Annotated in this window: 13 protein-coding genes and 1 pseudogene; 9 read left to right on the top strand and 5 right to left on the bottom strand. The window is 45.2% G+C overall.

Features of this window, described 5'->3' with window-relative positions; all coding sequences use genetic code 11:
• Positions 1-22 precede the first annotated feature (22 nt).
• From thiD to thiM, 6 genes are all read left to right on the top strand, one after another.
• Positions 23-916: a bifunctional hydroxymethylpyrimidine kinase/phosphomethylpyrimidine kinase gene (thiD, locus tag OCV19_RS19915; protein WP_065677008.1), complete on the top strand. Its 894-nt coding sequence runs from the start codon at positions 23-25 to the stop codon at positions 914-916.
• On the top strand, positions 906-1664 hold the full coding sequence (locus OCV19_RS19910; RefSeq protein WP_065677009.1) for an ABC transporter ATP-binding protein: 759 nt from the start codon (positions 906-908) through the stop codon (positions 1662-1664). Before thiD ends, OCV19_RS19910 begins: the two co-directional genes overlap by 11 nt.
• Entirely contained in the window at positions 1657-2472 is an 816-nt protein-coding gene (locus tag OCV19_RS19905) for an ABC transporter permease (RefSeq protein ID WP_065677010.1), read from the top strand. The genes OCV19_RS19910 and OCV19_RS19905 overlap by 8 nt, the downstream gene beginning before the upstream one ends.
• A gap of 114 nt (positions 2473-2586) precedes the next feature.
• Positions 2587-3543, top strand: coding sequence for an ABC transporter substrate-binding protein (locus OCV19_RS19900; RefSeq protein ID WP_065677011.1), 957 nt, complete (start codon positions 2587-2589; stop codon positions 3541-3543).
• Positions 3544-3551: 8 nt separating this feature from the next.
• Positions 3552-4232, top strand: coding sequence for a thiaminase II (gene tenA / locus OCV19_RS19895; RefSeq protein ID WP_065677012.1), 681 nt, complete (start codon positions 3552-3554; stop codon positions 4230-4232).
• Positions 4233-4261: 29 nt separating this feature from the next.
• Positions 4262-5047, top strand: a complete 786-nt coding sequence (gene thiM, locus OCV19_RS19890) for a hydroxyethylthiazole kinase (protein ID WP_065677013.1) — start codon at positions 4262-4264, stop codon at positions 5045-5047.
• An 87-nt stretch (positions 5048-5134) separates the two neighbouring features.
• On the opposite strand, the pseudogene OCV19_RS19885 reads toward thiM, so the two are convergent.
• The 3 genes and pseudogenes from OCV19_RS19885 to OCV19_RS19875 form a co-directional block, all read right to left on the bottom strand.
• Positions 5135-6007: pseudogene (locus OCV19_RS19885) on the bottom strand (IS3 family transposase); the annotation flags it as partial.
• Complete coding sequence (locus OCV19_RS19880; RefSeq protein WP_261875688.1) at positions 5974-6483, bottom strand: helix-turn-helix domain-containing protein; 510 nt, start codon at positions 6481-6483, stop codon at positions 5974-5976. The gene OCV19_RS19880 and the pseudogene OCV19_RS19885, both read right to left, overlap by 34 nt.
• A gap of 131 nt (positions 6484-6614) precedes the next feature.
• A complete protein-coding gene (locus OCV19_RS19875; RefSeq protein WP_065676194.1) occupies positions 6615-8558 on the bottom strand; it encodes a methyl-accepting chemotaxis protein in 1944 nt (647 codons plus the stop codon).
• Positions 8559-8820: 262 nt separating this feature from the next.
• Here OCV19_RS19875 and thiE point away from each other — a divergent pair, with 262 nt between their 5' ends.
• Entirely contained in the window at positions 8821-9438 is a 618-nt protein-coding gene (gene thiE / locus OCV19_RS19870) for a thiamine phosphate synthase (protein WP_065676195.1), read from the top strand.
• A 203-nt stretch (positions 9439-9641) separates the two neighbouring features.
• Here the strand turns inward: thiE and OCV19_RS19865 are convergent, their stop codons facing one another.
• Both OCV19_RS19865 and OCV19_RS19860 read right to left on the bottom strand, forming a co-directional pair.
• Positions 9642-9986, bottom strand: coding sequence for a thiamine-phosphate diphosphorylase (locus OCV19_RS19865; RefSeq protein WP_065676196.1), 345 nt, complete (start codon positions 9984-9986; stop codon positions 9642-9644).
• A gap of 418 nt (positions 9987-10404) precedes the next feature.
• The gene (locus OCV19_RS19860) at positions 10405-11307 is read right to left on the bottom strand and encodes a LysR family transcriptional regulator (protein ID WP_065676197.1); all 903 of its coding nucleotides are present in this window, start codon (positions 11305-11307) and stop codon (positions 10405-10407) included.
• 138 nt (positions 11308-11445) lie between these two features.
• Between OCV19_RS19860 and OCV19_RS19855 the strand changes: the two genes are divergently transcribed.
• Both OCV19_RS19855 and OCV19_RS19850 read left to right on the top strand, forming a co-directional pair.
• Positions 11446-11874 (top strand): PACE efflux transporter, encoded by a 429-nt coding sequence (locus tag OCV19_RS19855; RefSeq protein WP_065676198.1) that lies wholly within the window; start codon positions 11446-11448, stop codon positions 11872-11874.
• A 180-nt stretch (positions 11875-12054) separates the two neighbouring features.
• Positions 12055-13035, top strand: a complete 981-nt coding sequence (locus OCV19_RS19850; protein ID WP_083994292.1) for a helix-turn-helix transcriptional regulator — start codon at positions 12055-12057, stop codon at positions 13033-13035.
• Positions 13036-13049 lie beyond the last annotated feature (14 nt).

Genomic DNA, 13049 nt, shown 5'->3' with positions numbered 1-13049 from the left:
TTGTAAGATAGTAGGAGCGACAATGACACACAGTTCTATTTCAAAAGATTTAACACCAAAAACCTCAGTTTCACAGCACTCTGCTGATGGTTCGATTCGAACGAACACTCCGATTGTATTGACGATCGCTGGCTCAGACAGTGGCGGCGGTGCGGGTATTCAAGCTGATATTAAAGCTATGTCTGCTACAGGTAGTTTTGCTTGTTCGGTAATTACCGCGATCACTTCTCAGAACACGCAAGGCGTTTCCGCCATTTTTCCTATTCCACTCGACCATGTTGCCAGTCAGTTAGATGCGGTTTTTACTGATCTGAATATCGTGGCAGTAAAAGTCGGCATGTTGGCTGATTCGCAAATCATCAAAGTCGTCGCTGACAAAATTAAGCAGTACCAACCTAAGCATCTTGTGATTGACCCTGTAATGGTCGCGACAAGTGGTGACCTTCTCTTAGAAAACTCGGCTATCACCACGCTAAAGCAAGAACTGATTCCGCTGGCAGACATCATTACTCCTAACTTGCCAGAAGGCGCGGCATTAACAGGCAAGCCAGTACCTGAAAGCGAAGCTGAAATGCAGGGCATGATTGAAGACTTACGTGCTTTGGGGGCGAAAGCGGTACTCCTAAAAGGCGGCCACTTAGAGAAGGATGAGAACAGTAACGACCTACTGATTCTCCCGACGACGTCTGCCTTGATTAGCGCGAAGCGTTTCCCGACTAAAAACACCCATGGCACGGGCTGTACGCTTTCATCTGCCATTGCTTCTTTCTTGGCTCAGGGCAACACGCTGGCAGAAGCTGTTGACCTAGGCAAACAATACATTTCTCGCGCGATTGCTCACGCTGATGAGTTACAAGTCGGTCAAGGTCATGGCCCGGTAAATCACTTCTTCGCTGGACACGGTAATGTCCGTTAATACGGTTGGTGTTCAGCTCAGCAATGCCTCCTTACGTTATAACGACAGCGAGCACGCGACTTTGTCTGGGTTGTCGCTTAGCTTAAACGCAGGTAAGTGGACGGTATTGTTGGGTCGAAGTGGCTGCGGAAAAACTACGGTATTGCGTTATCTGGCAGGCTTGCTGGACGACAAGGTGGAGTGGCAGGGTACATTGGCAACGTCCGATGAATTGCCTTTAACGGACCGCATCGCTTACATGGCACAGCAAGACTTGTTACTGCCATGGCTATCGGTTATCGACAATGTATGCCTGAGTCATCGCTTTCAAAATCCAGTTTCTGATAAAGAACAGCAAACCAACCAAGCACTAGAGCTGTTAGCTGCAGTTGGTTTGGCTGATTATGCGAATGCGATGCCGGATCAGTTGTCTGGTGGCATGCGCCAGCGTGTTGCTTTGGCTCGCACCTTAATGCAAGACAAGCCAGTCGTGCTGATGGATGAGCCGTTCTCTGCGCTGGATGCGGTAACAAGACACAAGCTGCAAAGTTTAGCGTGTGAACTGCTAAAAGGTAAAACCGTTGTGTTGATCACCCATGATCCACAAGAAGCGGTGCGCTTGGCGGATAATTTGTATGTGTTGCAAGGCACACCTGCGAATGCTCAGTCTTTATCTGTGCCTCTCACATCAACACCACGAGTGTTAGACGGTGAATGCGCTGAGTTACAACAAGCGATCTTAGATCAGTTGGAGCGTGACTATGAATGATCTAACGCGAAGCGAAGTTGGGGCTCGTTCAACCGACATACAGGCTAGCACTGAACGCCCTCGTCAGATGAATCCCGTTATGCGTTTGATGATCAGCAGTGCTGTGATTCTCGGTTTATGGCAAATGGTGGTCGTTATCTTCGAGATGCCGAGCTTCATTCTGCCAGCGCCTGCAGAAGTCTTTATTAAGCTAATCGAACGTTACGATGTGTTACTCAAACATACATGGGTGACTGCGCAAGAGATCTTACTTGGCTTGCTACTCGGTTTGTCGATGGGGCTATTTTTCGCCCTGCAGATGTTGATGTTCGAACCACTAAAACGCTGGCTGTTACCTATCTTAATCGCTAGTCAAGCGATCCCTGTGTTTGCGATTGCGCCAGTATTGATGCTGTGGCTTGGTTATGGCATCGCCTCAAAAGTGGTGATGGCGGCGATCATTATCTTCTTCCCTGTGACCACATGTTGCTACGACGGCTTACGTAATACACCGACAGGCTATCTCGATCTTGCCAAAACGATGGGCGCATCGAAATGGCAATTACTGCGTTATATCCAACTGCCTGCTGCGCTGCCAACATTAGCGTCTGGCATTCGTGTAGCGGTGGTTATTGCCCCAATTGGCGCGGTCGTCGGGGAGTGGGTGGGTTCGAGTGAAGGGCTGGGTTACCTAATGCTACAGGCCAACGCGCGAATGATCATTGATGAGATGTTTGCGGCCTTGTTTATCTTGGCGGTGCTCTCTATCTCGCTCTACTTCATCACAGACAAGTTACTCAAAAAAGCTATCCCTTGGGAGAACCAGTAATGGTTCGATAACACTTGTTTAATAAAGCTCCGCTCACGCTATTTATCTAAACAAAACTTCGTTAAAAATTAGCTCTATAAACACAATAATAATATTCAAAAGGAAAGGTTAACTATGAAAAATACCAAATTGGTAGGTGCAGTGGCACTGCTTGCTTCGCTAGTTTCAGGTCATGCATTAGCGGATTCTGAACAAAAGAAACTGACACTGATGTTGGATTGGTTTGTGAACCCGAACCACGGCCCAATTGTGATTGCTCAAGAGCGTGGCTATTTTGCTGACCAAGGCCTAGAGGTTGAAATCCAAGAACCAGCTGACCCAAGCACGCCAGCAAAATTGGTTGCGGCAGGTAAGGTCGATTTAGCGGTAACTTACCAACCAAGTTTAACTATGGATGTAGCGGCGGGTCTTCCTTTGGTTCGTGCATCAACCCTTATCGCGACGCCACTAAACACACTAATGGTACTGGATAACGGCAAGAACGATTCGCTAGCGGACCTGAAAGGCAAGAAGATCGGTATTGCGATCGCAGGAAACGAAGAAGCGACTATTGGCACTATGTTAGCGCAAGAAAATGTAGCGTTTACAGACGTGCAAACCATCAATGTCGGTTGGGCACTTTCATCTTCATTGGCATCAGGCAAGGTAGACGCAATCTGGGGTGGCTTACGTAACTTCGAAACCAATCAGCTAGCCCTTGAAGGCTTTAAAGCGAAGGCATTCTTCCCAGAAGAGCACGGTGTTCCCGCTTACGATGAGCTGATCTTTGTTGCGAACGCAAAGCAGCACGATGATAAAGCGATCAAAGCGTTCAATAAAGCACTTGAGCAAGCTACGACTTACATCGTGAACCACCCACAAGAGTCATGGAGTGAGTTTGTTGCGTATTCACCAGATACGTTAAACAACGAACTTAACCAGCGCGCATGGAACGACACACTGACTCGTTTTGCACTTCGCCCTTCAGCAGTTGACCTAAAACGTTACGATGACTATGCGCAGTTCATGTTCGACAAAGGCATCATCAAATCACTACCAAAAGCCGCTGACTACGTGCCGACTTTTGACTAAGGAATCTCATGAAATACCAAGACTTAATCCAAGCATGTCAACAAGATTGGCAAGACTACACTGAGCATGATTTTGTTAAAATGTTGGCAAACGGTAATCTCGCTCAGCCGTGTTTTCTACATTACTTGAAGCAAGATTTTCTGTTTTTGAAGCAGTATGCACGTGCTTATGCATTGGCAATTTACAAGGCTAAAACCTTGGCTGATATGCGTCGTGCACTGCCTAGTGTTCATGCTCTGCTTGATTCTGAAATCTCTCACCACGTGACTTACTGTGGTCAATGGGGTTTAACCGAATCTGACTTAGAAAACGAACCGGAAGATTTCGGCACAGTCGCTTACACGCGCTACGTTCTAGATGCGGGTATGACGGGTGATCTTGTCGACCTTTACGCGGCACTGGCTCCGTGTTCAATTGGTTACGCTGTGATCGGTAAAGCGCTGTTAGAAAGCCGTGATACTGTTTTGGAAGGCAACCCGTACGCAAGCTGGCTACAGCTTTACGGCGGAGAAGAGTTCCAGTCTGGCGTAGCAACGGGCGCGGAATACTTCAATCAACTGCTTGCTGAAATTGATATCAACAGCGAGCGCGGTCAAAACATCGTTCATATCTTTAAAACGGCAACGCGTATGGAAGTGGCTTTTTGGCAGCAAGGGCTGAACGCACTTAATGACTCAACCTCGGCTTAAAAGCGACTTTCACGAATAAGGATTTACCCATGCTTACTGAACAAATTATTCAATCGTTGCGCGCAGTACGAGAGCAAAAGCCACTGGTTGTGAACATTACTAACTACGTCGTGATGAACAACACGGCCAATGCGTTATTGGCGATTGGCGCTTCGCCTATCATGGCGCACTCGCAGCAAGAACTGGCTGAGATGATGTCTTTCTCTGGCGCGCTTGTGATTAACATTGGCACGTTAGACAGTGTTTGGACGCCAAGAATGCGTTTCGCGGTTGAACAAGCCAACGCGAGCAACAAGGTTGTGGTTCTTGATCCTGTGGGTTGTGGTGCAAGCACGCTGCGTACCGAGACTTCTCGTGAAATTGCCCGCTTAGCCGATAAGTTAATCATTCGTGGTAACGCGTCTGAGATTATCGCGCTAGCGGGTGAGCAAGCACAGAGCAAAGACGTTGATGCGCTGGATAGCAGCGATGCTGCATTAGGCGCAGCGCAATGCTTAGTGGCTGAATACGGTGCGAATGTGGTTATTTCTGGTGAGACAGATTACGTTGTCACTAAAGACAGTGTTGTGACGTTAAACAATGGTCATCCAATGATGCCGTATGTGACGGGCATGGGTTGTACGCTAACAGCGCTGACGGGTGCTTTCGCGGCTGTCGGTGATGACAGTGGTTTGGCTGCTGCAGCGGTATTGGGTGTGGTTGGCGAAATCGCGGCTGAGAACTCTCGTGGCCCGGGTAGCTTGCAAATGAACTTGCTTGATGAACTGTATCAACTAGATGAAGAGACGTTGATCCAACGTTTGAAGATTCAGTAGATTCAATCTAGATCTGCATTCGTAGCTTATTAAAAAGCCCTCAGCACATATGTGTTTGAAGTGACCCCATAAAGTTGGACATTTCTGTTAAGCGGCTTTCAAGGCCTGAGTTCGATATTCTATCGGAGTCAGGCCTTTTAGTTTCACTTTTATACGTTTGGTATTGTAGTACTCGATGTATTCTTTAATTTGCTCTATCAGAGCATCTGCATCTTCAAAGCTTTGGTTGTGATACATCTCGGTTTTGAGTAAAGCAAAAAAGTTTTCAGCAACAGCATTATCCAAGCAGTTACCTTTTCTCGACATGCTTTGCGTTAACCCACTCTCCGCTACCTTTTTCTGATACTGTCGATGGCGATATTGCCAACCTTGATCGCTGTGTATAATTGGCTTTGAGTTGGGTTTAAGCGTTGATATAGCCTCCGTCAGCATATCCGTGACAAGCGGCAAGCAGGCATTTTTGGCCACTCTATAAGCTACCACTTCCTGAGTAAACAAGTCGACAACGGGAGACAAGTATACTTTCTGCTCTTTGACTTTGAACTCCGTGACATCAGTTACCCACTTTTCATCGGGTTGAGTCGCACTAAAATCTCTTTCAAGCACGTTGGGAGCAGCTGTTCCAGACTCTCCTCGGTATGAACGGTACTTTTTAATCCTGACCGTCGATTTAAGGTTGAGCTGAGCCATAAGCCTTTGAACCGTTTTGTGATTAAGCGCGACCCCCTGATTTTTTAGTTCTAAATGAATACGACGATAACCGTATCGGCCCTTATGTTCATGATAAATTGACTTTATCAACCGCAGCTCACGTTCGTAGCTATTTGGGCGCTTGCTCGTTTGAGCCTGATAATAAAAGACACTTTTTGACAGCTGTAGAGTCTGCAGTAAGTGCTTCAACGGGTACTTGCCTTTAAGAGTTAGAGCTATGACCGCTTTTTCTTTGTTCGACGGTTTTTTTCCTGCTCCAACTCTTCCAACTTTTTTAAAACAGCATTCTCGGTTCGTAAGTAGACTAACTCCTCTTTTAGCTCCTCAAGTGTCATTTCATTATCAGGCTTAGTGGTTCGTTGAGGTTGCTGTTTCATTGAGGGTCTTCCTTTCTGGCGCATTTTGAGCCCCTTGATACCGAGCTCATTAAATCGTTTGAGCCAGACAGAGAGTATCCCAGGGGATGAGAGGTTTAATACAGCGCTAGTGTGCGTGAGAGACCATTCATTCGCCCACATTAAATTCAATGCTTTTCGTTTTGTTTGAGCAGTCGCGGCATGCTTAGTTGGTAAAAATGAATCAGTACCATGGATGGCAAAGACTTGAGCCCAATACCGTATCTGCCTTGAAGAAATTGAATATTGTTTTGCTAAGTAGAGAGATGACGTGCCATCTAAGTATTGCTTAGCAATGATACATTTTAGCTCTCGGCTATATTTGGACATAAAAAGACCCCCAATAATTGGTGTCCAACTATTGGGGGTCAGTTCAGTTGAGGGCTTTTCTATTATTGCTTCAAAGCCGTATTAACTATCTCGTCGCGTTAGCTATCTCGTTATTTGAGCAATTGGTTTAGTTAGGTTCTAAATCGATTCACTTGGCTTTCTAAGTGATGAGCAACCTCGGTTAAGTCACTCGCGGCACCAGAAATGCTGCTGACCGACTCTTGGTTGCTTTGTGCGATGGTGTTTGCACCTTGCGCATTTTCACCCAGTGACTTGGTCAAGCAATCTTGCTCGTCAACAGATACTGCGATCTGGCTGTTAGCTTGATTCAAATCTTGGATGTGTTGGTTAATCACATGCAGGTTCTGAGAGGCTTGTTGTGCCTGAGTTGAAGCATCTGAAACCGTGCTGTGGCTCTCTTTGATCGACTCGAGTGCGTCTTTAGCGCCACGCTGTAACGAGGTGATGAGTTCATCAATCTGGCTTGCAGAGTCTTGAGTGCGCTTAGCGAGCGTTCTCACTTCATCGGCTACCACGGCAAACCCACGGCCTTGCTCACCCGCACGTGCGGCTTCAATGGCAGCGTTCAATGCCAGTAGGTTGGTTTGTTCAGAAACGCCTTTAATTACTTCAAGAATGGCACCAATGTTCATCGACTCTTTGTGTAGGTCAGTCACTTTTTGGCTGCTGACCTGCATGCTTTCATCGGCGCTGCCAATTTCATGCAGTGTTTTGTCTACTTCTTTGAGTCCCATTGCCACATTCTCGGTTGCTTGGTTAGCAACTTGAGACGCGTGGTTAGCACTTGCAGCAATTTCTGAAGTGCTGGAAGCCAATTGATCAACGGCAGAAGATATGTTGATCATTTCACTGTTCAATTGTGTTGCATTGGTCGAGCTGTTGTTTGTCACTTGATTAAGCGACTCCGACATCTCACCAATACGCACGCTAGAGCGGTTCACTTGGCCAACAATATCGCGCAGAGATTCAATGGTGATCTCCATATTAGTCAGCAGTTCACCAATCTCATTTTTGCTCTCAATGTTCACTTCCACATTCAGGTTGCCCTGAGAAAGCTCATTGGTGATCTGTTTAACTTGTGCGATGCCTTTGGTGATAGAGCGAGTCACCAAAACGGCGCTCGTCATGCCAATAACTAAAGCGACACCCGTTAGCAAGATGATGATTTGAACTGAACGTTTTTCACTGGCTTGCAGTACTGGCGTGAGTGCTTGTTTCTGCTGCTCGAGAATACTTTGAGCATCCGCTACCGCAATCGCTAAGCTGTCACCAATAGAGGCAAGGCTAGCGGTTCTTTGAGTGTTCTCAAGCATCTGTTGATGAACTTGCTCAAAGCCTTTTGCATACGCTTCACGTTGGTTTGAGAAGTCTTCAATCAGCTCACTTTGATAAGGCGATGATTTGAGAGATTCAATATCGCCTTCAATACCTGGTAGCGCGTATTCAAAGATATCTTTACCCGCTTCATAGGTTTTGAGGTCATTGTTGTTTGAATAACTGAGTACGGTGATCTTGGCTGCGAGGAAATTCTCCATCAACATGCCCGCGTATAAGCTCGCGTTTGGATCATTGTTATTGTAAGACTCATACAACAAACTTTGAGCAGCTTTCAGTGCGTTGGTTTCTCGTTGGACCATCTCAACGTTGACCAGTTGGTCTATGAGAAGCTCACTCTGTTTCATTGAACCATAAGCCACATCAAACGCCGCCACACTGTCTTGCACTAATTGCAGGCTAGCTAGGCTATCGGTTTTGGTGGTGGATTGGATTAAGTTGTTGAGCAGTTCATCAATCGCAAGTTTGCTTGATTGATAATTCGTTTCGTACTGTTCATCCAATGACTCTAAGTAACGTTCAGAGGCTAAACGCATCTGAAGAAAGTGCACTTGAATGTTGCTTGATAATGTCGCTTTTTGGCTGAGTTCACTGTATTGGCTAAAGCCGTTCGACAAGGTTTGGATACCTTTGTAACTCACAAAGCCTGAAATGACGAAAAAGAGCAAGCAGATGGCATAACCCAGCTTGATCTTGAGCGCTATAGAAAGGTGGCGCATAACTATCCCTATATTTACCTGATTCCTTCACAGCAGAGTATTTCATAAAACAGCGTTCTGGGCATGCTTGAAGTGAATACTTTGTGTAATAAGTAACGCTTTAGTTAAAAAGTTCAGATTTTTCGGTATGCTTTCAACGAGTTGCGTATTTGATGGTGCGTGTGTAATTGAGCTAATTTAGTATTAACTTCCATGCACATGATGCGATTTGTCGGTAAAATAGTACAACGCCAATTTTAGACATCGACTCCAAAGGTACGATATGAACCCTTATAAGCTCTATTTAGTAACGGATGACCAGCAAGATTTAGAAACGCTTAAGGTCGTGGTCGAACAAGCGGTCGCGGGTGGCGTCACTATGGTTCAAGTAAGAGAGAAACATGGGGATGTAAGAGCCTTCATTGAACGAGCACAAGCCGTAAAGTCGATTTTGGTTGGCTCAGGTGTTCCGCTGATCATCAATGACCGAGTGGACGTTGCATTGGCTGTCGACGCCGATGGTTTGCACTTAGGGCAATCGGATATGCCTGCAGAGTTAGCACGTCAGTTGATTGGTCCGGATAAGATTCTTGGGTTATCGATTGAAACTGAACAACAGCTACAAGAAGCCGATAGCTTGCCGATCGATTACATTGGCCTCAGTGCGCTTTTTACCACACCAACCAAGACGAATCTAAAGAAACATTGGGGCTATGATGGAATTAAAATGGCGTTGGAGACAACGAAGCTACCGATTGTCGGTATTGGTGGAATTAACGAGTCGAACATTCCGCAGTTGGTTAAGACTGGTATTCATGGATTAGCCTTGGTATCAGCGATATGTCACGCTGAAAGCCCAAAACAAGCGACGCAGGATTTGTTGTCTCTAATGGGAGAGTGAAGGCTTTTAGACTAGAAAATAAATGAGTTTAACTGTTTGTTTTCTAGCTAAAACATAAGCACAGAGATGTGCTTATGTTTATCGCTTGAGCTTTTAAGGTTATCGACTGAGCTTCTAAGACAATCTATTAAGAGCGCCATACTGTTTGTGGAACATGAAGTTTTTATTGATCCTGAAAGCGTCTATTGAATACACAGTTTGATCTACTGAGCACACAGAGCAATAGTGCCGATGACCATAAGAACGATCGCAGCGTACCAACCGTATTGTGCAGTTTTATCAGCAACAAACACCTTAATATAGTTGAGCTCTTCATGCGCCATTGCAATGAAGTCTGTGTAGTTAATCGATAACTCACGGCTCGCTTCTTTCAAGTCATGCTGAAGTTTGTTGAAAGCCTCATCGATGAAGCCTTTTGTTTCTGAAACAGACGGAGTAGCAACCAAAGTTAAGCTATTCCAAACTGCCATACGCGATTCATATTCGCTTTCACTGACACAATTAAGTACGCGTAAATCATACTCTCGTTTGTTACGCTCTTTACCCATTTTCTCAGGGCAAATATTTCTTAAAACGTTCACGACAAATTTTCCAAAAGGTTCATTTAGATATAAAAAAGCACTCAAAGAGCGCTCATAAACTGGGTGCGAATTAATATTCAAAAAGTGATCTATTTGAAACCGACACAAGCAACAGCAAGGCTGAGCGCTTATCTGGGAGATTTGAAGTTGGGTCAGTGGTGTTAAAGAGCGATTTGGGTCTGTCTATATTCGTTTGAAAAGACAAACCTGTTGGGATCGCATAGTAGTTATGTCACTTTGGGACATCAACTAGGGTGTTTTATCCACACGACAAAGAAAATTATCGGCACTAAAAGCGGAAATGAGGTAGTGCTGGAGAAAACACCACCGTCATTGACTTAGGATTCAGTTGCTGAAATAGGCTGAACTCAAGAATTGGGGGAGGCTAGTTGGCTTGCCATTGATTGTTTTCTAATGAGTGGCCTTTTAGTTTTTCAAGTAAACTTGTTAACACTGGGCCATTGATATGGCTGCGAGACACTAAGCAACCTACTGGAGTAATCCAACCACCATGCTCGTGTGAGACAGGTAACGCCACAAGTTCGCCTTTTTGAATGCCTTCCATCACCATCATTTCAGGCACATTTGCCCAGCCAACGTTCTGTTCAACGAGATCGATGATCGTTTTGTGATTGTTGGCATACCAAAGCATTGAACTAATACCGTAGGTGAACCACAGTTCGCGCTGCTTTGAACTGCGATGCACACATTGGCGGTAACGCTTTAGATCTGAGTCTTGTACTACCGACATTTGGCTGAGTTCGTGAGTGGCGGAGCTAACCGTAAGAAATCGGGCTTGGCCCAGTAAGAAGAAGTCCATATCCACTTTAAGTTCACCATCCGCATAGATGATGCCAATCTGCGCTTTGCCGCGTCTCACCAGGTCTTCAACATCGAAGGTTGAGGTGGTAATAATATCGAAGTGTGTGATTGGGAACTGATCGGCCAGTGAGCTGATGATCTTAATGAAATTCTTATCTATGATGCTTTCATCAACCGCAATGATCAGTTCGTGCTCATCTTCTTGTGTGAGCGATTCTACTTTTTGGTCGAAGTACTTTTGTTGGTCGAGAATCGACTTAGCGACAGGTAATAACGCTTTACCTGTGTTGGTCAAAACGGGGATGCTTTTCTCTCGGTTAAACAGCTCTTGGTCGATGGCAATTTCTAGGTTGGCGATCGACTGGCTGACTCCAGATTGAGCTCGTTTCAGTTTGCGAGCGGCGGCAGAGAAAGAGCCACTTTCACACACCGTGACGAAGACTTTTAATTGCTCAAAACTGTACATGTTATATCTCGCTCAATACCAAATGGGTTGATAACGCTCAGCCTATCACCAATCGTGATGGCTGTTAACTTTCTCTTATTATTTCAGGTGACATAATCTCGACCAATCCAACACGTAATAGATTATTTAGAGGAATGTATGAGTACGTTAGAAAGAGTGTTTCACTCTGTGTTATTTGAAGTATTGGCCGTCACACTATCAATTATTGGCTTAGCGATATTTACTGATCATGATGTGAATGCCTTATCAGGAACCATGATAGTTGTCGCGACAATCGCTATGATTTGGAATTATTGTTTTAACCGCATTTTTGATCGCTACTTTACGGGTGAAAAATCTCAGCGTTCGCTTAAGTTACGTGTATTTCATGTCGTGCTATTTGAGGCAGGCTTGTTGATAGCGACGATCCCAGTGATGGCTTACTTACTTGATGTGGGGATTTGGCAGGCATTTTTAATGGATATCGGCGTGACCATTTTTATTACCATTTACGCGTTTGTGTTTAATCTGATTTACGATCATATACGAGCATTCTGGGTACGCAGAGCGGACTTAGCCGTTCAGTAATCTACCAAGTCATTAGACATGATCTTGGCTACTAACCGTTTGTTTATTCGTTATTTTGGCGGAGATATTCGGTTAGTAACTCTAGGTAACGCGGCGTTTGTTCTGCTATCTTAAAGAAGGTGATAATTTGAGTTCGTGAACGAATAGATAAGGGAAAGGATGCCAAATACCCCTCAGATAATGACAGTGGTAGATAAGAAGGAAGTCGAGCTGTTTGCGGAACTGTTCAAACATATCGATGGTGAAATCTACACCTTGTTACGCAGTGCCAAAATCCCTAATGATATTCTCACCAGTAATGACCATTACGATTATCTCCCTGAGACAACGGTTAAGAACGTGGTCAAGATTATGGGGGAATCTGCGTCGAGAGAAGAGTTTTCGCTGTTTATGTGGAGTTTTTGTAAGCAAACCTATGTGCCAAGGTTTGTGGCTAAGCTAAGCCAGCAGGATTCATTGAAAAGCGCGCTAGACCAATTTGGCGAGCAGCTGAAGCTCGTATCCAATGGTGCGAATGTCTATACCAAGCAATCCGGAGGCAAGTGGTGGTTGGTTCGCGAGAAGCCATTTACTAACGCACCTTGGTTTAAGTTCGCTGAACTGTTCTCTGTTATTTTCATTAACGAGCTACTTTCAGTATTAACGCAAGGTCGTTGGAAGCCGTCTGAGGTTGGAATTCAGAATGGCGATCTCGAATGCTTTCAATCTCTACCACAAATGGGCAGTGCTCAGTTTTATACGCATAGACCGGTCACTGCCTTTGAAATTCCAAGAGAGATCATGCATGCGCCGATTGTTTTACCCAAAATTGCTCAAGTATCAGAATTCACTAAGCCTTTACCTAGCTCATTCCTGAGCGCTTTTAAGCTTGTTATTAAACCTTATCTCACGATGGGGAAACTCCCAATTAGCTTAGCTTCTGAGATTCTGAATATTCATGTTAGGACGATCCAGCGTCGGTTGGAAAGTGAAGGGGTGGTCTACAAAACCTTGATTGAAGAGATGGTTCTTGAGCTGATCTTGGAATTGCTAGAGCAGTCCGATCTATCGATCACGCAAGTGGGCGCGAAGATGGGGTATTCCGATTCTTCCCACTTTACCCGAGCGTTCAAACGACAGATGAACATGACGCCAAGACAGTACCGAAAAGAGCACAGCTAACGTCGGTAAGCAAA

Source organism: Vibrio celticus, from assembly GCF_024347335.1.
GTDB lineage: Bacteria > Pseudomonadota > Gammaproteobacteria > Enterobacterales > Vibrionaceae > Vibrio > Vibrio celticus.
This window is presented reverse-complemented; position numbering and strand designations above follow the sequence as displayed.